Below are 20,468 nucleotides of genomic sequence, written 5' to 3' on the forward strand. Positions count from 1 at the left end.
CTACACCGACTGCATCACGTAGAACTTGAGGTACTTCCCTTCCGGGAACTGCAGGCGCACGGGGTGGTCCGGCGGCTGGTAGCGCTCCTCCACGAGCGCCAGGTCCACGCCGGCCTTGAAGCCCGCCTCGCGCACGGCGCCCATGAACATGTCCCCCGTCACGCGCGCGGAGCATGACGCCGTGGCCAGCAGGCCGCCGGGACGCAGCAGCGCCAGGGCCTGCCGGTTGAGGGACGCGTAGCCGTCCACGGCCGCCTCCACCGCGCGCTGGCTCTTCGCGAAGGCGGGCGGGTCCAGGATGATGAGGTCGAACGTGCGGCCCTCCTCCTTGAACGACTGGATGAGGGCGAACACGTCCGCCGCGAGGAAGTCGTGCTTCGCCGCCGGCAGCCCGTTGCGCGTGAAGTTCTCCCGCGCCAGCGCGATGGCCTCCGGGTCCTGATCCACGGAGAAGACGCTGTTGGCCCCGCCCAGCGCCGCGTTCACGGAGAAGCCGCCGCTGAAGCTGAAGCAGTTGAGCACGTCCCTCCCCTGTCCCAGCCGGCGGATGAGGTGGCGGTTCTCACGCTGATCCAGGAAGAAGCCCGTCTTCTGCCCCTTCCACGCGTCCACCAGGAAGATGGCGCCGCGCTCGCGGATGGGGATGAGCTCCGGGGCCTCCTCGCCCCACAGCATCTTCCCGCTGCCGCGCCCGTCGTCCTCCTCCACGTCGTCGCGTCCCACCTCGTCGCGGCCGAGGATGCCCTTGAGGCCCGGGACGCCCGCCTTCAGCGCCTCCACGATGAGGGGGCGGTACGGGGTGAGGCCCGCGGAGTAGAGCTTCATCACCGCCCAGCCCGCGTACAGGTCCACCACCACGCCGGGCAGGCCGTCGCCCTCGCCGTGGATGAGGCGGTAGCTGTCCGTGTCCTTCAGGTCGATGAGCGCCGTGCGCGCGGCCAGGGCCCGCTGCACGCGCTGGGTGATGAAGCGCGAGTCCACCGTCTCGCGCGAGTCCCGCGTGAGCACGCGCACCGCGATGGCCGAGTGCGGATCGTAGTACCCGCGCGCGACGAACTTCCCGTTCTCCGTCAGGTCCACCACGCTGCCGGCCGGGATCCGCGGCGTGTGCTCCAGGGCCTTGCGGAACACCCACGGGTGCCCCGCACGCAGGTGACGCCCCAGGCCTCGGGCCAGCTCCAGCTTCACGACATTCACGTTGAAACTCCTCGACTGCGACTGCGGGCCGTCCGGCGGCGGGCGAGGAGGGCTGAAGCCAGCTCCTCGAAGCCCCGCCCCTCGGGCGCCCGGGTGATGAAGGCCGGCGGCGCATCGATGCGGTCCAACACCGCGCGCACGTTGGCCACGCCCACGCCCAGCTTGAACGCCTGGAACATCGGAGCGTCGTTGAAAGAATCCCCCGCGTAGACGTACCGGCCGTCCGCGGGGTCCAGCTTCTCGCCCCACGCCACCTTGGCGAAGCGGCGCGACGCGGAGAGCTTGTCGAAGCGGCCCAGCCAGCAGTTGATGTGGACCGACGAGCGCACCGCCGTCACGCCCCGGGCCCGCAGCAGCGACTCGATTCGGGAGGCCCCCTCATCGCCCAGCCGGGCCTCCTCGTTGTAGTCCACCGCCAGGTCCACTTCCGTGTAGCGGCTGTCCACGGACAGGCGCGCGCCGGGCACCTGGGCGAGCACGCGCTCGACCTCCTTCTCCAGGCGCTGGCGGTTCGCCACGCGCTGGGCGGGAGGCTCCAGGTACACCTTGCGCAGCTTCCCCTTGGCGTCCTTGAGGAAGAACAGCCCGCCGTTCTCCACGACGACGCCGTCCACGGGGAGCTGGCGGGCCCATGCCTCGCCCCACCCCGCCGGCCGGCCGCTCACCAGCACCACGCGCAGGCCGGCCGCGGACAGCTGCTCCAGGGAGCGCACCGTCTGGCTGCGCAGCTTGTGGTCCGTCGTCAGCGTGCCGTCCACGTCGGTGAAGACGCCCTGCACGCCGGACAGGTCCGCCAGCCGCAGGGGGCGCGGCTCCACGGCCTTCCCATTCACTGTCTTCACATCACGTCCAGTTGCGCGAGCTGGGACTGGAAGGACTCGATGGTGGAGAGCAGCTCCGGGCCCGTGAGCGTGGCGAGCTTCAGCTTGCGCGCCTTGCGCAGGAACGCATCCATGGTGGGGTCCCGGCCATAGAGCGACTGCGCGCTGGCCGCGGCCTCCGCCAGCGCCTTCGCGGACGCGACCGGATCCTTCTTCGACTGCATCAGCGCGCGCTCCAGGCGCACGCCGCACGCGGCCCACACCTCGCGGTCGTGGAGGATGAGCAGTTGACGCTGGTTCACCGCGGACAGGCTCCGCACCAGCTCCTCCAGCCCTTCCGTCACCGCCAGCAGCCGTCCCTGCTCGGGAGTGCTCTCGAGCGCGAGCGCGCCAATCTCCGCGCGGGCCTCCACGATGTGGCGCTTGTCCTGCGCGCGCAGGTTCCGGTACGCGGCGGTGCGGCCGAAGGCGTCCAGCTCCGTCTGGAGCTGCTGCGCGTTCCACAGCACCTCCTCCGGCTTCGCGTCGCGCACCTTGTTGAGCCGCGCCGTGACGATGCGCGACAGGTCGGACGTGATGGCGCGCACCGTGACGGCCGCCTTCACCTCCGCCTCGTAGCCGGGCACCACCTGGGCGCGAGACACCTCGCCGAAGGTGCTCGCGGACTCGAAGACGAGCTGGCTCATCTGTTCGCGGTAGTCGGACCGGAAGCGTTGGATTTCCGCCAACAGCTGCCAGCGGTCGCTCACGACGGACGGGTTGCGCATGGCCTCGCCCAGCTGGGTGATGCTCTGGGCCAGCCGGGCCATGCCCTCCTGGAGCATGGCGGGCACGTCTCCGGCCCCCTTGCTGGACGCGGCCGGCGGCGGCGTGCCGGGGAACTGCTCCCGGATGACGTTGAGCAGCGCGTTGACGTCCATCACCGTGTCGCGGATGACGGGCGCCATCTCCTCCCAGAGCGACAGGTCGGGGCTGGCGTCGACGACGGGCGTCTCGTACTTCACCAGGTCCAGGTCGCTCAGCCGGGAGATGGCCTGGGCCGCGGCGAGATACACCGCTCGAAGCCGCGCGGCGAAGGCGCGGTCGGGCAGCGACTGGAGGATTTGTTCGAGCCTCGGGGTCAGGGAGGCCGGCGGTGGATTCTCGGCGGCAGCGGACACGTTGCCCCCACTCTACCCCTCGACATCGCGTCCGGGGAGTTCTAGCAAGCGTCCCGGGCCCGAGGGGTGGGCCAGGGAGTCCACGGAAATGATCCAGGTCTGTCTGTGGGAGGACGGCAGGGCTGTCTCGGGGGGTGAAGAACTGCTCGAAAAGCCGGGACCCAAGTGGATCGACGTCCTGGAGCCGAACGCGGAGGTGCTGGGCCGCCTGGCTGACCGCTTCCAGCTGCACCGGCTGGCCGTGGAGGACTGCCTGCACCTGGACCAGCGGCCCAAGCTGGAGGAATACCCGCACCACCAGTTCATCGTGATGCAGGGCTTCAGCTGCGGTCCGGACGTCACGGAGCTCACGCTGCACGAGCATCACTTCTTCCTCGCGCATGACTGGCTCATCAGCGTGCACGCGCTGCGCCTGCCCAGCCACGACACCGTCCTGCGGCGCGTGAAGGACGACCCCGCGGGCACCCTGGGCCGGGGCGTGGACGTCATCCTCTACCTGCTCGCGGACGCGCTCGTGGACGCGCAGTTCCCCATCATGGACGACTTCGGCGACCAACTGGACGACCTGGAGGACGCCATCTTCGCCGAGCCAGACCCGGAGCACCTGCAGCGCATCTTCCAGCTCAAGCGCGCGCTGGTGACGCTGCGCCGCGTGCTGTCCCCGCAGCGCGACGTGGTGGGCATGCTGGCTCGCCGGGGCATCCCGCAGATTCAAGAGAAGACGACGCTGTACTTCCGCGACGTCTATGACCACCTCATCCGGCTCTACGAGCAGATCGACGCCAGCCGCGACGTGGTGGGCAACGTGATGGACGGCTACCTGTCCATGGTGGCCCAACGCACCAACGACATCAGCAAGCAGCTCACCATCTTCGCCACCCTCTTCCTGCCCCTGTCCTTCATCGTGGGCTTCTTCGGGCAGAACTTCGAACAGTTGACGGGACCGGGCTGGTACGCCGCCATGTGGGTGACCATGGTGGGCTTCCCCCTGGGGCTCGTCGGCTGGTTCAAGTACAAGAAGTGGATCTGACGCCGCCCCCTGCGACGGGCCGCGAGGAGGCACGCATGCTGACGGTCGCCGTGGATGGGGTTCCGCTGCACTTCCGGGACGTGGGGCAGGGGTTGCCGGTGCTGCTCATGCACGCCTTCCCGCTGGATGGCTCCGCGTTCGACCGGCAGGTGGCCGCGCTGTCCGGACGCTACCGCTTCCTCGTGCCGGACCTGCGCGGCTTCGGGCAGAGCCGGCTGGGCGAAGGCCCCACGGAGATGCGCAAGCTGGCACAGGACGCGCTCGCGCTGCTGGACGCGCTGAACATCGACACGGCGGTGGTGGGCGGCGTGTCCATGGGTGGCTACGCGGCCCTGGCGCTCTTGCGCGAGGATCCGGGCCGGGTGCGCGGGCTGGTGCTTTCGGACACGCAGTGCACCGCGGACGACGCCGCCGGGAAGGACAAGCGCGAGGCCACCGCGCAGCAGGCACTGAAGGAAGGCACCGCGTCCGTCGTCCAGGGGCTGGTGCCCAAGCTGGTCCACGCGGGGCCGGACTCACCGGTGGGCCGCGAGGTGACGAAGCTGGGGCTGTCCGTGTCGCCGGAGTCCATCGCCGCCGCGCAGCGGGGCATGGCGCTGCGGCTGGACAGCAAGGACCTGCTCGCGCGCTACGCGGGGCCCGCGCTGGTCGTGGTGGGCGAGCACGACACCGTGACGCCGCTGGCGAAGGCGAAGCAGATGGCGGACCTGGTGCAGGGCGCGCGGCTGGAGGTCATCCCCGGCGCGGCGCACCTGCCCAACCAGGAACAGCCGGAGGCGTTCAACTCGGTGCTGGACAGCTTCCTCGCGTCGCTGGCCTGATGGGCGGAGTCCCCGTCCTTTCGCCAGGGAAGTGCGCGATGATGAAGTCCCCCGCTCCGGAAAACATGTACCTGCCCGACGTGGAGTCGCACGAGTCCGACGGGCACTACGGGAAGATGATCGCCATGGCGCGGGCCGGGGGCATGACGCCGCCGGGCATCTGGCACCTGTTCGCGTTCAAGCCTCGCATGACGGACGCGCTGTCCGCCTTCACCCACGAGGTGATGCGCGGCCCGTCTCCGCTGTCCGCCGGACTGCGGGAGCTCATCGCCGCGTACACGTCGCGGCGCAACGCCTGCGTATTTTGAACGGGCTCTCACGCCGCGGTCGCGGCGGAATTGCTGGGCAGCAAGGAGCACGTCCAGGCGGTGCTGGACGAGGTGAAGACGGCCCCCATCCCGGAGGCCGAGAAGGCGCTGTTCGCCTTCGTGGACAAACTCAACGACACACCGGGGGACGTGCGCCGCGAGGACGTGGAGCGCATGAAGGCGGCCGGCTGGTCGGACGAGGCCGTCTACGACGCGGTCTCCGTCTGCGCCCTCTTCAACTTCTACAACCGGTGGATTGACGGCACCGGCGTCCAGGGCCTCTCGCCGGCCATGTATGAACGGTCCGGGAAGCGCATGGCCGCGGGGGGCTACCTGCCCGCGCCCCCTCCTGGTTCCCCACCCAGGTCAGGAGGGGAACCAGAGCGCTGACATCGCCGGAGTCAGGGCTGGCAGACGGCCTCCGAGTCCTGCACGGCGCACGACGAGCAATCCGCCTTCTTCACCAGCACGCCCTGCTGGCACGTGAGGAGCGCGGCGCCGTTCGGGCTGCACACGCCCTTGCCTTCCGCGGCAATGGAGCACCCGTCGTTCTCCTGGTTGAGGGACGTGTCGCACCGCACGCTGTCCGCCAGCTCCCGGCAGCCCAGCGGCCCCCGGCACGCGAGCGCGCGCCAGATGCCGTTGCGGCACTCCAGGGCCTGCGCGTCGTCCTGGCACACGTACTCGCCGCCGTCACACGAGTCGCCCGAACCCGGCCCGCCACAGCCGGAAAGAAGGAAGAAAGCGACGAGGGACAAGAGCGCGAGGGGAAGACGGTTCATGGGTGCCGGCGACTCTTCGCGACAGGTTTTTCGCTGTCAACCGCCGCCGAGCGTCTCCCGAAAGTAACGCCGGAAGTTGCCACCCATCACACGTTCCACCCAGGACTCCGGGTGTCGTTTGAGCAGCGCCTCCGTCAGTCGGGGAAGATCCGTCACATCGCGCATGCCCCGGGGCAGCGCCACCATGCCGTCGTAGTCGCTGCCCACGCCCACGCCCTCCACCCCCATCACGTCCACGGCGTGCTCCACGTGGCGGACCACGTCGTCCCACGTGTCGCCGCCCAGGTACACCGGCGCCAGGATGATGCCCACCACGCCGCCGCGCTGGGCAATGGTGCGCAGGGCCGCATCGGACAGGTTGCGCCAGCCGCCGCCCGCCGCGCGCACGCCGGTGTGCGAACAGAAGTAGCGCACCGTGGGATGCGCGAAGAGGTCCGTGAGCGTCTGCTCTGAGGCGTGCGCCACGTCCACGCTCATCCCCAGGCGGGCCATCTCCTCCATCACCTGGTGCCCCAGCGGCGTCAGCCCCCGGTTGCCCATCATGGGAAACGACGAACCGCCCAGGTCGTTGTTGGACAGGTGCGTGAGCCCCATGAAGCGCACCCCGCGCCGGTGCAGCTCCGCCAGCCGCCCCACCTGGCCTTCAATCGCGTGGCCGCCCTCCACGCCCAGCACCGCCGACAGCCGCCCGTGCGCGAGGTTGTCCTCCAGCCCCGCCCCCGTGGTGGCGACGCGCACGGTGTCCCCGGAGCGGGCGCAGAAGGCGTCCAGCTTTTCAATCTGCCAGAGCGCGCGCGTCCACTCGCTGCCGCGCGCCTCGCGGGGCCACTTGCGCCACGCGGCGAACAGCGGGAAGCCGCCAATGAACGGGAAGCCCCGGGTCACCAGCGTGAAGCACTGCAGCTTCACCCCCGCCTCGCGCAGGCGGGGAAAGTCCACGTGCCCCTCCGTCGACCGTTCGCACAGGTCGCGGTTCCACATCAGCGAATCCGCGTGTCCATCCGCGATGCACCACTGGCGGTGCAGTTCCTTCACGTCACCCATGCCAGCAGTCTTCGTCACGGCCTCCCGCGATGACAAGCGCCCCGGGACCTCCCGCTGTCACACCTCACGTCCATTCCGCGCCGTCGTCATCGCAGCCATCCCAGAGGTCGTCCTCCAGCGGGAGCCCCGCTTCCGCCGCCCCCGCCGGGTCCACGAGCGCGTCCGTGCGCACCTCCGACACCTCGCGCAGCGCTTCAGGGGGACCATAGGGCCGCCCTTCCGCGTTCAGCAGGCCCCGGAGCGCGTCCCGCAGCTCCGCGCCCGTCTGGAAGCGCAGGTCGCGGTCGCGCTGGAGCACCCGCTGGAGCACCGTCCGCATGCCCGGCGACAGCCCCCGCGTGGCTTGCTCCACGTGGGCCGGCGTCAGGCACGCCATGCGCGCGGCCATCAGCGGCGCGGGGAGCCAGCTGGGCGTCTCCGCGCACAGCCCGCGCGTTCCGGGCACGGGCTGGGCCTGCTGGGCGGCGCGCTCCACGTCGTCCAGGTCCAGCAGGTGCAGTCCGGTGAGCAGCTCCAGCAGCACCATGCCCAGGGAGAACAGGTCCGCGCGGCCATCCAGCGGCAGGCCCTCCAGCGCCTCTGGCGACGCATAGGCCACGTCCCCGCGCACGAGCCCCGGCTCCGTCACCACGCGCCCGGGCATCCGCGACCACGCGAGCGCGAAGTCCGACAGCCGCACCCGCCCGTGCACGTCCACGCGCAGGGAGCGGGGGCTGATGTCGCGGTGGACCACGCCCACGGGCAGGCCGCGCGCGTCCTCCAGCGAATGGGCGTGGTGGAGCGCGTCCGCCACCTCCGCGCCCACGTACGCGGCGAACGCTTCCGAGAAGGGCCGCCGCCGCAGCGCCGCGAAGCTGGACAGCGTCTCCAGGCACGGCCCGTCCACGTACTCCGTCACCAGGTGGGGCGCGCCGTCATGCACCCGCACCAGGTACACCGGCGCGATGGCCGGGTGGGACAGCCGCATGAGCAGCTTCACCTCTTCCCGCAGCCGCGCCCTCGCCACGTCATCCGTCACGTCGCGCAGCCGCTTGATGAGCACCAGTCCGCCCGGCGTGCGCGCGTAGTGCCGGCGGGCGAGCAGCAGCTCCCCTCCGGCGCGCGACCCCAGGTAGCGCACCAGCTCATAGGACGTGGCCCCGGTGGTGAAGAGGATGAAGGGCCGGGACGCGGAGGACGCGGGGGGATGGGTGGCCATCGTGGGTGACGCTCCTGACGAAGAGGCGCTTCCCGGGGGTGGGAAGGCATGAGGAACTCCTCACGCCCGCGTCCTACCACCCGGGTCAGACATCCCCATCCGACCCCACCGGGCATCTCCCCGACTAAAAAGGAAACGGCCCCCACCGCGAGGGTGGGAGCCGCCGCCTTCAAGTATTTTCCCCAGTCCGGAAGGACGTCAGGCGCGTGAGGCGCGGGGTTACTTGTCCAGCTTCTTCACCGGCGCCACCAGGGTGACGTCGCGGGCGACCATGTCCTTGCCGTCCATCACGTAGGAGGCGCGCACCTGCGAGCCTTCCTGGATGTCGTCCAGCTTCACCGCGCGGCTGCCGTTGTCCATCAGCGCGGTCTTGTCGTTGGTCTTGATCTTCAGTTCCTTGTTGGAGCTGTCCACCAGCGTCAGCGTGTCACCGGACTTGGACAGCACGCGGCCGTTGACGGTGGTCGCCGCGGCGGCGCTGGTGGTGCCGGCCATGCCGGAGCCACCCTCGGCCAGGTCCTCATTGCGGTTCGCCTGGGCCTCGGCCAGGTCCTGCTCCTCGTCACGGACCTCCTCGTTGGCGCTGGCGATCTTGTCGTTCGCGTCCTGGCGCGCCTCCGCGACGTCCTCGTTGGCGTTCTCCTGCGCCGACGCCAGCTCCCGGCTCTCGTCCTGACGCGCCTCCGCCGTCTCCTGCGCCGCTTCCTGACGCGCCTCGGCGACGTCCTCGCGCTGGGCCTGGACATCATCCTTCTTGCAGCCGGTGACCATCGTCAGACCCGCGACCGCCGTAACCGCAATCATGAGCTTCCGCATGTGTGACCGCCCCCTGTGAGTGTGTTCTTGAGTGCCGGTGATTTGTTCCCCGGCGTTGGGCAGAAACTGGTCGCTACCCCCGTACCTGCACAGCGCTTGGCAACGCAGGGAGGCATGAGCAGGGGCGGCCCGCGCCCGAGGGAGGCCCAGGCCGCCTGCCTGCTGGGGAGGCGGAACAAAACGCAAACGAGCGCGAAAAATCCGTTCCCGTGCGCTGAAGCAGGCCTGTTGCGTGGGGGAGGCTGTGCGTTGACAGGGCAGAACCGCCCTTGTACTGGCAGCGGCGGGCCCCGTCCGAAGGGGGGCCGGAAGGAGCCGTGAGGCCGTGAACGTGTGGGTCAACGGAGAAGCGCGGACGCTGCCAGAGGGCAGCACCCTTTCGTCCCTGCTGGCGCTGTTGGAGCTGGGCAGTGGCCCGGGGGTGGCGGTGGAGGTGAACGCGGAGGTGGTGCGCCGCGCCCGTCATCCCGAGCACCGGCTCCAGGACGGGGACCGGGTGGAGATCGTCACCTTCGTGGGTGGCGGGTGAGCGCAGGCCCTGGAGAGGAGACGGTCATGAGCGGCATCGCGGACAAGCCTTTCACGCTGGCGGGGGTGACGTTCACCTCGCGGCTCATCGTCGGGACGGGGAAGTACCCCAGCCACGAGGTGATGAAGCAGTGCCACGAAGCGTCGGGCGCGGAGCTCGTCACGGTGGCGGTGCGGCGGTTGGACCTGAAGGCGACGGGCGAGGCGTCGCTGATGAACTGGATTGACCGCAACAAGATGCGCCTCTTGCCCAACACGGCGCTCTGCTACACGGCGGAGGACGCGGTGCGCACGTGCCGGCTGGCGGAAGAGCTGGGCATGAGCAAGTGGGTGAAGCTGGAAGTGCTGGGCGACGAGAAGACGCTCTACCCGGACGTCGAGGAGACGGTGAAGGCCGCTCGCATCCTGGTGAAGGAAGGCTTCACGGTGCTGCCGTACACCAGCGACGACCCCATCACCGCGCGCAAGCTGGAGGACGCGGGCTGCGCGGCGGTGATGCCGCTGGCGGCGCCCATCGGCAGCGGGCTGGGCATCCGCAACCCGCACAACCTGCGGCTCATCCGTGAGGTGGTGAAGGTGCCGGTCATCGTGGACGCGGGCGTGGGCACGGCGTCCGACGCCGCCATCGCGATGGAGCTGGGCGTGGACGCGCTGCTCATGAACACCGCCATCGCGGGCGCGAAGGATCCCGTGCGCATGGCCGTGGCCATGAGGAAGGCGGTGGAGGCCGGCCGCGACGCGTACCTGGCGGGCCGCATCCCGCGCAAGGCGTACGGCTCCGCGTCCAGCCCCATCGAAGGGCTCGTGGAGTAGCAGTGCCCGCCCTGCCCCGCCTCGTGGTCATCACGGACTGGCGGCTGCCCCGGGCGCGGTTGCTCACCGCGCTGGAGCGGGCGCTGGAGGCGGGGCCGGACGTCGCCGTGCAGCACCGTCACCCGGAGGCCTCCGGACGGCTGTTTCTGGAGGAAGCGCGGCTCCTGGCGGACGTGTGCCGGGGCCGGACGCTGTTCGTGAACGGTCGGCTGGATGTCGCGCTGCTCGTGGGCGCGCACCTGCATCTGCCCGCCTCCGGCCCTTCGCCCCGCGACGTGCGCCCGTTCCTGCCCGCGGACCGGTGGGTGAGCGTGGCGGTGCATGACGCGCGTGAGGCGGAAAGCGCGGTGGGCGCGGACCTGGCGCTGGTGAGCCCCGTGTTCGCTCCGGGGTCCAAGCCGGGGGATACGCGCGACACGCTGGGGCCTCACGGGTTCAGCGGGCTCGCGAAGCGGCTGCCCTGCCCTGCCCTGGCGCTGGGGGGGATGACGCCGGAGCGGGCCCGGGAGGTGCCGGGGGCCTGGGGCGCCGCGGTCATCTCCGCCGTGCTGGAGGCCGGGGATCCGCTCGCCGCGGCCCGCGCGCTGCTGGACGCATGCCGGCCCCCGCGCGACTGAGGCGGCGCTATGCTGCGCGGCCGTGACGCCCTCCCCGACCTCCGTTGAGCTGCGCCCCCTCGCCATCGGAGAAATCATCGACCGTGCGGCGACGTTCTGGCGCGCGCACCTGAAGCCCCTGTTCGTGCTGGTCCTGGGGTTCGACCTGCTCAACTACATCGCGGTCAAGGCGTTCACCGTCGCGATGACTCGCACGGTGGGCGTGCTGCCCGGGTTCGGTGGGGCTCCCGCGGGCACGGACCCCACGCAGGCACTGGCCCAGTCCGGCCTCGTGCTGGGGTTGATGGTCGGGCTGTACGTGTTCCTCGTGTGGAACTTCTGGGTGGCCACCACGGCGGCGGCCCGGTACGTGATTCCCGCGCGGCTGGGTGAGCCGGTGCGCCCCTCGGAAGGTCTGCGACGGGCCGTGTCGCGCCTGAGCACCCTGACCGCGACCTATCTGCTGTCCATCGCGTGGGCCGCGGGGGTGACGCTCCTCCTGTGTCTGCCCGGCTCGCTCGTCATGGGGTTGGGCGTGGTCGCGGCCGTCACCGGCAGGGGCACGGGCGGCGGAACGGTGCTGAGCATCGCGTTGATCATCATCGGCGCCATCGTGCTGGGCGTGGGCGCGTTGGCCGCGGTGCTCTGGTACTTCCTGCGCTTCATGCTCCTGCCCCCCGTGCTGGCGATGGAGGACGTGGGCGCGTGGGCGGCGTTCAAGCGATCCGGTGCCCTGCTGAAGGGCCGCGTCGAGCCGGGCTTCTTTGGCCGGGGCACGGTGCGGGCCATGGTGTTGTCCACGGTGGTGGGCGGCATCCTCATCGCGGTGAGCCTGGTGTCGGGGCTGCCCGCGTGGATCGTCCGGCTGGCCTATGGTGGCAACCTGTTGGATCCGGCGGCGCAGGCGGCCATCCCGCAGGCGCTGCTCGTCCCCGCGGAGCTGTTGCAGGTGGTGGGGCAGTCCTTCTTCACGCCGCTGAGCTTCGTGGTGTCCGCGTTCTTCTACGTGGACATGCGCGTGCGCCGCGAGGGCCTGGACCTGGAGCGGCGGATCGCGACCGCGGAGCCGGCGACGCCGTCCCCCTGACAACCCGTGCCCGCCCTGCCCCTGCTCCTCCTGCTGACCGCCCTGCCCCCGTGCGCCGACCGGGAGGCCGTGTCGCGCCGGCTCGAGGACACGGCGCGCGCACGGCCGGATGCGTTCAACGCGGAGGTGAACCGGCTGGTGGAGGCGCTGGACGGTGTGCCCCTGCCGCCCGGAGCCTCCGGACAGACGGCGCCCGAGCGGGCCCGGCAGCTCACCGTGTACCTGGAGGCCGTGTGCCGCCTGGACGCGGAGCCGGCCGTGGCGCCCGGCGTGACGAGCGAACCCGAGCGGCTGCGAGCCATCCTCGACCGGCCGGAGTTCGCGAGAGCCCGGCAGCGCAACAGCGACCTGCTGACGCGCCTCTTGCGCGAGCTGCAGAACTGGCTGGAGGGGCTCTTCGAATCCCGGGGCGCGCAGGGCTTCGCGGTGGCCACGCGCGCGGTGATGCTGGGCCTGGCGCTGGCGGTGGTGCTGTTCGGCGTGCTGCGGGTGCGCTGGCGCCGGAGCAGGAAGACCGTGACCGCGCCGGGAGTAGAGGGCGAAGCCGCTCCCCTGGAGCTGGACACGCCCGGAGAACACCTGGGCCGGGCGCGCACCGCGCTGGAGACGGAGGACGCGCGCGAGGCCATCCGTGAAGGCTTGCTGGGCCTGCTGTCCACGCTGGAGCAGCGCAAGCTGGCGCGGCCGGACCGGGTGAAGACGAACCGCGAGCTCGCCGCGGAGCTGCCCACGCGAGGCGCCCCCGCGCGCGTGACGGGTGAAGTGGAACGGCTGGTCGGCTGGTACGACCGGGCCTTCTATTCACTGGAGCCGGTGTCACGCGAAGAGGCGACGCGCTTCGTGGAGTCCGTGGAGCAGCTGCACGGCTCGCTCGCGGAGGTCCGGCCGTGAGGAACGCGCGCGTCGCGGCCGTCCTGGGCTTGATGATCGCCGTGGCGCTGGCGGTAGGTCTGGCCTCGCACGAGGCCCCGCCGGACTCGCCCGTGCCGTCCATCACGAACCCGGGCCCGCTGGGGCTCAAGGCCCTCTTCGTCTACCTGGAGGAACGTGGACGGGACGTCAGCGCGCAGACGTCATCCCTGGACTCGATTCCCTCCGGCACGCGCACGCTGGTCATCGCCGCGCCGCAGGCCCAGCCCATCACGAAGGAAGAGGTCGCCGCGCTCGAGCGCTTCGTCCGGGGCGGCGGCACACTGGTGTACCTGTCTCCGCATGCGCTGGGCGAACACCAGCCGGGCATGGAGGACTGGCTGCACATCGTCTCCGGCCCACTGCCCGGAACGAACCACCAGGGCCTGGCCTCCGAATGGGTGGATCCCGCTGGCGTCACCGTGGACGTGTGGCTGCCCACGGGCGCGCTGCGCGATCTGTCGCTCCTGCGCGTGGCCCGGGACCGGAGCCTGCGCGTGGACCACGAGGACGCGGTGCCGCTGGCGGGCCTGGGCGGCGCGGGCGTGCTGTGGCGCTGGGGCCTGGGCCAGGGCGAGGTCTACGTCGCCGCGGGCCCGGACCTCGCGGAGAACCGGCGCCTGGAGCTGCTCGACAACCTGCGCTTCTGGGATGCGCTCGCCGCGCGCGGCCCCCTGCGCTTCGACGAGTTCCACCACGCCGTCATCACCCGCCCTCCCCTGGCCCAGGGCCTGTGGGTCTTCATCGCGCAGAGCCTCGCCGTGGGGCTCGTCTACGTCGTCGCCCGAGGCACGCGCTTCGGCGCCCCCCGGCCCGTGCGCATGGAGCGGCACCGCTCGTCGCGCGAGTACGTGCGCTCCCTGGGCTGGCTCATGCGCCGCGCGAAGGTGGAGGCGGAGCTGCTGCCGGAGCTCGACACCGGCCTGCGACGCCTGATGCACGAGCGCCTGGGCATCGCCCCCTCACTGCCGGACGCGGAGGCCGCGCGCCTCCTGGAAGAGACCTGCGGCGTGCCCGCGCGCGACTACCTGGACGCGAAGGAAGACCTGCTGCGCACGAAGGAGCGCACCCCCATCCGCCCCGCCGACTACACCCGCCTCGCCCGCCGCTACGCCCTGCTGGAGCGCCGCGTGACGGGCCGCGGGGACGACCCGCGCGAATGACGAAGGCGCGGTGTCCGGCGCGCTCACACGCTCCGGACCCGCGCCCCCCTGCCGCCCGAACGGACCTACAGCTTCTTGCCCGCCGCGAGCATCGCCTCACCCACGTGCTGGCGGATCTCCGCGACGCGGGCCTCCCAGCTCTCGTGGAAGATCTTCTCCGCGCGCTCCCGGTTCGGGCCCGGGTTGTCCGCCAGCGCCGCGTTGACCTGCTTCACGTAGTCCTCGGGCGTGGTGGCGATGCGGCACAGGCCCACCTTGCGGACCTCCGGCAGATCCGACGACACCACCGGAAGGCCGGACGCCAGGTACTCGCGCACCTTCAGCGGGTTGGAGTTGAGCGTCAGCTCGTTGATGACGAACGGGTTGAGCGCCACGTCGAACGCCTTGTTGTAGCCCGGCAGATCCGCGTACGGCTTGCGCCCCAGCATGTGGATGTTGGGCACCGCGCGCAGGCGGCTGTCGTCGCAGTCCGGCGTCGTCTTGCCCACGATGACCACCGAGCCCTCCGGGTGCGCCTTCGCGCACGCGATGATGGCGTCCTGATCAATCCAGTCCGCCACCAGCCCGAAGAAGCCGATGATGGGCTTGGGCAGCTTCGCGATGTCCTCCGGAATCTTCGTGGCCGGGTCGCACGCCTTCACGAAGTGCGCGTGGTCCGTGCCGTGGCGCACCAGCACCGTGCGAGGGTTCACGCGCTTCTTGTTCTCATACAGGCGCTCCGCGGACGTGATGCACATGTCCGCGCGGCGCAAGAGGCGCTCCTCCAGCTCCGCGATGTGCTTGCCGTTCGTGTCGCTGAACGCGGAGAACTCGTCCACGCAGTGGTACACGACGAAGTCCTCGCCCAGCGTGCCGGACACCGGGGCGGACGCGGGCAGGAAGCTCCAGGAGATGGGGCGCTCGAACTTCAGCTGCTTCATCGCGCGAAGCACCTGGAGCCGCAGCAGGTGGCGGTTCGCCTGGCGCACCGTCTCCGAGCCGTAGAACGGAATCGCCAGCGGCGCGAGCACGTGGAGGTTGGGCTCCACCTCCTTGATGCCCTGGGTGAACGTCTTCAGCTTCTTGATGATCCGCTGCGCGTCGTGCGCGTTCGCCTTGGGCGCGCGGTTGCCAATGCTGTTCACCCACAGCACGCGGTTGTCCCGCGAGAGGATCCGCATGATGTGGACCTTCGACAGCGGATCCCCGTCCCAGTCGTTGGAGAACACCACCAGGTCCCGCCCACGAAGGGCCCGCTTCGACAGGTCCATCTCTTCACTGCGCCGCATCGTCTTCTCCTGAAGTCAAAAGTTCCGTGCTGAAAGCCCTGAAGCGCGCCCTCTCCCTCGAAGGCGCCCCAACCCGTCCCCACTCCGTCACGCCGCGTTCACGGTTCCTGCACCTGACATGCCGGACGGCAGCAACTCCGCGTACAGGTCCAGCATCACCGGCCCCGCATCCGGAGCCGTCACCTTCGCCGGGCCCGCCGCCAGCGCGTCGCGCACCGCCTGCGCCAGCGCCCGCTCGTCCCCGGCCTTGAACAAGCGCGTGCCTTCCGGCCGCGCGCACACGTCGCTGGCCACGCACGGCACGCCCAGCGCCAGCGCCTCGCGCACGGAGATGGAGTCCCCGTCGTGCGTCGTGGGCCGGATGAAGACGTCGCTCTGGGAAATGAGCCCCAGCGCCTTCGCGTGCTCCAGCTCGCCCAGGTCCTCCAGGAGCCCCGCCACGCCCAGCTCGCGCGCGTCGCGGATGAACTCCTCGGAGCGCGTGCCCGGGCCGAACAGCGCCAGGCCCACGCCCGGGTGCTCTTCCGCCATGAGCTTCAGCGCGCGGAGCATCTGCTTGCGCCCGTACACGGGCGAAGGGTGGTGCGCCATCGAGAGCAGCGGACCGCGCCGGGCCCGCGCGGCCTCCACCTCCGGCGTCACCGGACCGGGCCGCACCTGCGAACCGCAGAAGGCCGGATGCACCACGACCTTCTCCTCCGGCACACCGCACGCGACCACCGCGTCGCGCACCGCCGGGGACACCGCCACCACCCGTGCGTAGCCCGCCAGCGCCGTGCGCGCGAACACGCGCCGGGCCTGCGACTCCGCCAGGTAGTCCGGGATCAACCCCGAGTGCAGGGTGATGACGCGCGGCGAGCGCGGCCCGGGCATGGTGCCCACCAGCGCCGCCAGCACCCACGCCTTCGGGTTGTTGCCGCTGGTGTGCAGGTGGACCGTCCAGCCCGCGGAGGTGAATCCCGCGAGCCGCAGGCCGAAGGCGGCGGCGCCGTGCACGGGGAGGACGTCCGGAGCCGGCCGGCCACCCTTCCCGATATCGAGCACCTTCGCTTCGACCCCGCGGTCGCGCAGAAATTGATGGAGTTGACGGACGTGGATGGCCACGCCCCCGTACGGCGGCGGGTAGTCCCCGACGAGCAGCACGCGCATGAAGGAAGCCCCCTTCTCCAACGAAGCGAAGTGCCTAGCGCGCCGAAGCCTGCGCGGAGGGGCGTGGGACCTGGGTGAGCTTCGGCGGCGTCCGCTGGGGCAGCAGGCCCATCTCACGCTGGTACGTGGTGAGCGGATCCGCGTCCTGGCGGATGACCTTCGCGGGCACGCCCGCGACCACCGCGCCCGACGGCACGTCCTTCACCACCACCGCGTTGGCGCCAATCACCGCGAAGTCGCCCACGTGGATGTTGCCCAGCACCTTGGCGCCCGCGCCGATGCGCACGTAGTCGCCAATCACCGGCGCGCCCTCCAACCCGGAGCGTCCGCCAATCGTCACCTGCTGCGAGATGAGGACGTGACGGCCCACCTTCGCCGCCTTGTGGATGACCACGCCAATGCCGCCGTAGCCCAACTGCGTCCCCTCGCCGAGCTCCGCGTCTTCAGGGATGTAGGAGCTGTGCAGGTAGTAGATGGCCTTGCGAAGGACGGCGGGAAGCAACGGCACCCCGCGCTTCTTCAGCCCATGCGCCATCCGGTACAACGTCATCGCGTCGAATCCCATCACGCCTCTCCTCGCCCTCGCCCAAAATCCGTGACGCCTGGAAGGTAGGTACCCACGCGTGGGGAGGGAAGTGCCCCCCACGCGTGCAATACCCGACGGTGAATCAGGCCGCCCGGCGGGGACGGAGGGACTGCAATGCGCTCCACGGGCGAACGCCTTGCGCATACAGACCCACCACGTACCCCACCACGAAGAGCAGCCCCGCCACCGCCAGGGGCAGCACCCGCCACAGGAAACCCGCCGGCAGGTTCACCCACGTGTCATGCACGCCGGAGCGCAAGAGGAAGATGCCCCCCCCCGCCGCGAACGCCGCCAGCGACGCCTGCGCCAGCTCCCGCCACGGGATGACGTCCTTGAGCCCCAACTTCCGCTCGGGCGTGGACAGCGCGCTGGGCACGCGGATCAGCAGCATGCCCTTGCCCACCATCTCCGCCAGCGCCCAGGACGCGATGCCGCCCATCATCCCGAAGTACTTCACGCCGAACCACAAGAGCGGCACCGTCACGACCGCCTTCACCAGGTACGACGCGAAGATGGCCCGCGTCTGTCCCCGGGCCCGCAGCGTCCCGTCCATGGGCAGGATGGACAGCACCACGCCCAGCACGCTCACCCGGAAGATGGGGACCGCGGGCAGGAACTTCTGGCCGAACATGGCCCCCACGAACTCCGGCGCCGCCGCGAAGAGGAACGCCGCGAACGGCAGGAACACGTACGCCAGCTTGCCGGCCGCTTCCCGGAAGGCCTCCACGCCCTCCTCCAGCCGGCCCTCGCGCTCCAATTCGCCCAGGCGCACCATCAGCACCTCGCTGGTGGGCGTGTAGAGCAGGTCCACCACCGGCAGCTGGAAGCAGCCCACCCGGTAGAGCGCGTACACCGCCGGGGCCACCACGCCCGCCACCGCGTACATGTGCGCGTTCTGCTGGGGGATGGCCAGGAACATCGCGGCACCAAACGGCGCCGCGTACACCAGCTGCTCCTTGAACAGCTTCCAGTCCACCAGCGGCCCGGTGGATCCGCGCAGGGACACCACCCACGTGGCCGCGTAGCGCAGGCCCGCGAAGCAGGCCACGGCGATCATCATCCCGTGCAGGGAGAAGCCCAACAGCGGCGGCAACACCATCACGCCGGAGCGCACCGCGTCCGACGCCAGGTACACCACCGCGGACGCCTTCGTCTTCCCCTGGCTGGTGAGCGAAATCTCCAGCGGGTAGCTGCCCAGGAAGAACGCCGTGTAGAGCGCCAGCGCCGCGCGGTGCTCCATCAGCGCCGGGTTGTTGAAGTAGGCCGCCACGTGGCCCAGGAAGAACCACACCAGCCCCGCCGCCACCACGCCCGCGCCCGTCACGAAGAGCAGCGCGTGGCCCAGGTACGGCCGCTTCGCCTCCGCGCGGGGCAGGAAGTAGTAGAGGCTCTGCGCCACGCCGAACGGCAGCACGTACGACAGCGTCGTGGCGATGAGGAACAGCTGGTAGTAGGTGCCGTACTCGTCCAGGTGAAGCACCCGGGCGAGCACGAGCGGAATGGACAGCGTCAGCCCGGCGGTGAACAACCGGGCCAACACCAACGGGCCGGCCCGCCCCAGGAACGACGGGGACTGGGCCGGCTTGGGTGACGCACTCACTGGAGCTCCTCCGGCTTCGCCGCCTCCGGGGCAAGGGCCACGTTCGGCGCCACCACGACCTGCGCACCCGTCACCGCGGCCGCAACCCGCGGCTCCGTCACGAGCACCGGAGCTGTCGCGTCCACGACTTCCACCGGCGTCGCCCGGGCGAGCGCGGCCTCCGCGGCGACCGCTTCCTGGACCAGCACGTTGGTGGTGCCGCTGACGGCCGGAGCGAGGACGTGCGGACGGTGGCCCAGCACCGGGTGGCTCATGCCCAGCACGCCGAAGCAGTCATCGAACTGGCACACCGTGAGTGACGACGAGTAGTCCCCCATCATCCCCAGGCTGAAGTTCTCCCACATCACCTTGCGCTTGAGGGCGAACGGGTCGCCGCCCACGCGGTTGGGCAGGTCCTCCGTGGTGACGCCGGAGCGGAAGCCGTTCTGCTTGAGCACGCGGATCATCTCATCCGAGTACCAGCCGTTGCAGTACGCGAAGTCCTTCACCTGGACGCCGACCTCGCGCTCGATGGTCTCCTTGGATTCAACGATCTCCTTCTCCACCACCGCCGTGGGCTCCAGCGTCAGCACGGTGTGGCCCAGCGTGTGCGCGCCGAACTCGAAGCCGTCGCGCGCCATCTGGCGCACCTCGTCCCAGTTCATGACGTCGCCCTGCTCCGGCACCAGGTCCGCGCCGCCGCCCAGCTGCTGCTCCAGCGAATCGATGATGCCCGTGAGCACGCGCGTCGGGTGCTCGCCAATGAAGTCGTCCAGCGCCGCGGACGTCGTCTTCTGCCCGGTGAGGATGGGCCCCAGCAGCTCCACCGACGGGCTGGGCATGGTGTCGTAGTCCGGACGGAAGCGGCGCTCCTGCACGCGGCGCAGCAGGTGGAACAGCCGGTCGTGGTTGAAGCGCTTGTCCGTGTTGATGAACGCCGTGGGCAGGTAGGTGATGGCCGGCACGCCCATCTGCTTCAGCACCGGGTACGCGTACCGGTACACGTCGCGGTAGCCGTCATCGAACGTCACCACGAACAGGTCCTTCTTCGCGGTGCGGCGGCCCGCCATCACGTCCACCGCGTCGCCAATGCTCGCCAGCTCGAAGCCCGCGGCGTGCGCCTGCTCCAGGTGACGGCGGAACGTCTCCTGGGAGATGAGCAGCCCCGGGATGGAGCGCTGAAGCTCCCCGGTGAAGTCGCTCACCACGCAGTGGTAGCTCACGATGAGGATGCGCCGGCCCCCCGACTGCGAACGGCGGTACGCCGCCATCGCCTTGCGCGCCCCGCTGTAGTGGAGGAATCCCGCCGCCGCCGCCTTCGCCGCCCGCCGCAACACCCTGCCTGCCATCACGCCTCCCTCGCGGCTTTCGCCGTCTGCCCGCTCCCCCCAATGGACCGGGCCCCGCGCCGCCTGTGTGCATGCTGGATGCCAGGGCAGGTAGGTGGTGGAAATCACCCGTAACCCCGGGAAACCCCGTGCCCTGGAGGGCAGGAACCCCCCTTCGGAGGTCGTACCTGGGTGTACCAGGGCAGTCGCGCGCCCACCCGTGGCGAAAACCTTTCAGTCCCCCGGCGAAAGCAGCGGAAGAAGCAGGCGTAAAAACTTCTTGTC

At 70.6% G+C, this 20,468-nt stretch carries 22 protein-coding genes; 10 read left to right on the plus strand and 12 right to left on the minus strand.

The genetic code is table 11. The annotated features are described in order from the left end of the window. From D7V80_RS01750 to D7V80_RS01760, 3 genes are read right to left on the minus strand one after another with little or no spacing between them, the layout of a single operon-like run. Nucleotides 1-1,197 carry a class I SAM-dependent rRNA methyltransferase gene (locus D7V80_RS01750; RefSeq protein WP_120586490.1) on the minus strand — a complete coding sequence of 399 codons (1,197 nt, stop codon included), beginning with the start codon at nt 1,195-1,197 and terminating at the stop codon, nt 1-3. Then, nucleotides 1,194-2,039 (minus strand): HAD-IIB family hydrolase, encoded by an 846-nt coding sequence (locus D7V80_RS01755; RefSeq protein WP_120586491.1) that lies wholly within the window; start codon nt 2,037-2,039, stop codon nt 1,194-1,196. Before D7V80_RS01755 ends, D7V80_RS01750 begins: the two co-directional genes overlap by 4 nt. Beyond that, nucleotides 2,036-3,178, minus strand: coding sequence for a hypothetical protein (locus tag D7V80_RS01760; protein ID WP_120586492.1), 1,143 nt, complete (start codon nt 3,176-3,178; stop codon nt 2,036-2,038). Before D7V80_RS01760 ends, D7V80_RS01755 begins: the two co-directional genes overlap by 4 nt. Nucleotides 3,179-3,266: 88 nt before the next feature. Between D7V80_RS01760 and D7V80_RS01765 the strand changes: the two genes are divergently transcribed. The 4 genes from D7V80_RS01765 to D7V80_RS01780 are packed head-to-tail and all read left to right on the plus strand — an operon-like array spanning nt 3,267 to nt 5,727. Next, nucleotides 3,267-4,208, plus strand: coding sequence for a magnesium transporter CorA family protein (locus tag D7V80_RS01765; RefSeq protein ID WP_120586493.1), 942 nt, complete (start codon nt 3,267-3,269; stop codon nt 4,206-4,208). A gap of 35 nt (nt 4,209-4,243) precedes the next feature. Next, the gene (locus D7V80_RS01770; RefSeq protein ID WP_120586494.1) at nt 4,244-5,029 is read left to right on the plus strand and encodes an alpha/beta fold hydrolase; all 786 of its coding nucleotides are present in this window, start codon (nt 4,244-4,246) and stop codon (nt 5,027-5,029) included. A 38-nt stretch (nt 5,030-5,067) separates the two neighbouring features. Beyond that, nucleotides 5,068-5,337 carry a peroxidase gene (locus D7V80_RS01775; RefSeq protein ID WP_120580313.1) on the plus strand — a complete coding sequence of 90 codons (270 nt, stop codon included), beginning with the start codon at nt 5,068-5,070 and terminating at the stop codon, nt 5,335-5,337. Nucleotides 5,338-5,367: 30 nt separating this feature from the next. After that, nucleotides 5,368-5,727, plus strand: coding sequence for a carboxymuconolactone decarboxylase family protein (locus D7V80_RS01780; RefSeq protein WP_120586495.1), 360 nt, complete (start codon nt 5,368-5,370; stop codon nt 5,725-5,727). An 11-nt stretch (nt 5,728-5,738) separates the two neighbouring features. Here D7V80_RS01780 and D7V80_RS01785 read toward each other — a convergent pair whose 3' ends face one another. The 4 genes from D7V80_RS01785 to D7V80_RS01800 form a co-directional block, all read right to left on the minus strand. Continuing rightward, a complete protein-coding gene (locus D7V80_RS01785; protein WP_120586496.1) occupies nt 5,739-6,119 on the minus strand; it encodes a hypothetical protein in 381 nt (126 codons plus the stop codon). A gap of 36 nt (nt 6,120-6,155) precedes the next feature. Beyond that, complete coding sequence (locus D7V80_RS01790) at nt 6,156-7,163, minus strand: dipeptidase (RefSeq protein WP_120586497.1); 1,008 nt, start codon at nt 7,161-7,163, stop codon at nt 6,156-6,158. A 64-nt stretch (nt 7,164-7,227) separates the two neighbouring features. Continuing rightward, the gene (locus D7V80_RS01795; protein ID WP_120586498.1) at nt 7,228-8,361 is read right to left on the minus strand and encodes a serine/threonine-protein kinase; all 1,134 of its coding nucleotides are present in this window, start codon (nt 8,359-8,361) and stop codon (nt 7,228-7,230) included. A gap of 219 nt (nt 8,362-8,580) precedes the next feature. Next, nucleotides 8,581-9,165 (minus strand): hypothetical protein, encoded by a 585-nt coding sequence (locus tag D7V80_RS01800; protein WP_233585067.1) that lies wholly within the window; start codon nt 9,163-9,165, stop codon nt 8,581-8,583. Nucleotides 9,166-9,502: 337 nt separating this feature from the next. Between D7V80_RS01800 and thiS the strand changes: the two genes are divergently transcribed. The 6 genes from thiS to D7V80_RS01830 are packed head-to-tail and all read left to right on the plus strand — an operon-like array spanning nt 9,503 to nt 14,273. Next, nucleotides 9,503-9,706 (plus strand): sulfur carrier protein ThiS, encoded by a 204-nt coding sequence (gene thiS / locus D7V80_RS01805; RefSeq protein WP_120530083.1) that lies wholly within the window; start codon nt 9,503-9,505, stop codon nt 9,704-9,706. Nucleotides 9,707-9,732: 26 nt separating this feature from the next. After that, nucleotides 9,733-10,518 carry a thiazole synthase gene (locus D7V80_RS01810; RefSeq protein ID WP_120586500.1) on the plus strand — a complete coding sequence of 262 codons (786 nt, stop codon included), beginning with the start codon at nt 9,733-9,735 and terminating at the stop codon, nt 10,516-10,518. Between the two features lie 2 nt (nt 10,519-10,520). After that, a complete protein-coding gene (locus D7V80_RS01815) occupies nt 10,521-11,135 on the plus strand; it encodes a thiamine phosphate synthase (protein WP_120586501.1) in 615 nt (204 codons plus the stop codon). A gap of 22 nt (nt 11,136-11,157) precedes the next feature. After that, nucleotides 11,158-12,201: a hypothetical protein gene (locus D7V80_RS01820; protein ID WP_120586502.1), complete on the plus strand. Its 1,044-nt coding sequence runs from the start codon at nt 11,158-11,160 to the stop codon at nt 12,199-12,201. Nucleotides 12,202-12,207: 6 nt separating this feature from the next. Further along, nucleotides 12,208-13,092 (plus strand): DUF4129 domain-containing protein, encoded by an 885-nt coding sequence (locus D7V80_RS01825; protein ID WP_120586503.1) that lies wholly within the window; start codon nt 12,208-12,210, stop codon nt 13,090-13,092. Further along, a complete protein-coding gene (locus tag D7V80_RS01830; protein WP_199738334.1) occupies nt 13,089-14,273 on the plus strand; it encodes a DUF4350 domain-containing protein in 1,185 nt (394 codons plus the stop codon). Before D7V80_RS01825 ends, D7V80_RS01830 begins: the two co-directional genes overlap by 4 nt. A gap of 65 nt (nt 14,274-14,338) precedes the next feature. Here the strand turns inward: D7V80_RS01830 and exoP are convergent, their stop codons facing one another. From exoP to exoL, 5 genes are all read right to left on the minus strand, one after another. Next, nucleotides 14,339-15,541 (minus strand): spore coat polysaccharide biosynthesis glycosyltransferase ExoP, encoded by a 1,203-nt coding sequence (exoP, locus tag D7V80_RS01835; protein ID WP_120564455.1) that lies wholly within the window; start codon nt 15,539-15,541, stop codon nt 14,339-14,341. Nucleotides 15,542-15,628: 87 nt separating this feature from the next. Then, nucleotides 15,629-16,690: a glycosyltransferase family 4 protein gene (locus D7V80_RS01840; protein ID WP_120586504.1), complete on the minus strand. Its 1,062-nt coding sequence runs from the start codon at nt 16,688-16,690 to the stop codon at nt 15,629-15,631. 34 nt (nt 16,691-16,724) lie between these two features. Continuing rightward, nucleotides 16,725-17,255 carry a serine O-acetyltransferase gene (locus D7V80_RS43565; RefSeq protein ID WP_014395823.1) on the minus strand — a complete coding sequence of 177 codons (531 nt, stop codon included), beginning with the start codon at nt 17,253-17,255 and terminating at the stop codon, nt 16,725-16,727. Nucleotides 17,256-17,358: 103 nt separating this feature from the next. Continuing rightward, nucleotides 17,359-18,876 (minus strand): lipopolysaccharide biosynthesis protein, encoded by a 1,518-nt coding sequence (locus D7V80_RS01850; protein ID WP_120586505.1) that lies wholly within the window; start codon nt 18,874-18,876, stop codon nt 17,359-17,361. After that, on the minus strand, nt 18,873-20,126 hold the full coding sequence (exoL, locus tag D7V80_RS01855; RefSeq protein ID WP_370452439.1) for a spore coat polysaccharide deacetylase ExoL: 1,254 nt from the start codon (nt 20,124-20,126) through the stop codon (nt 18,873-18,875). The genes D7V80_RS01850 and exoL overlap by 4 nt, the downstream gene beginning before the upstream one ends. Between the last annotated feature and the right edge of the window lie 342 nt (nt 20,127-20,468).

Source organism: Corallococcus sp. CA054B, from assembly GCF_003611625.1.
GTDB classification, from domain to species: Bacteria; Myxococcota; Myxococcia; order Myxococcales; family Myxococcaceae; genus Corallococcus; species Corallococcus coralloides.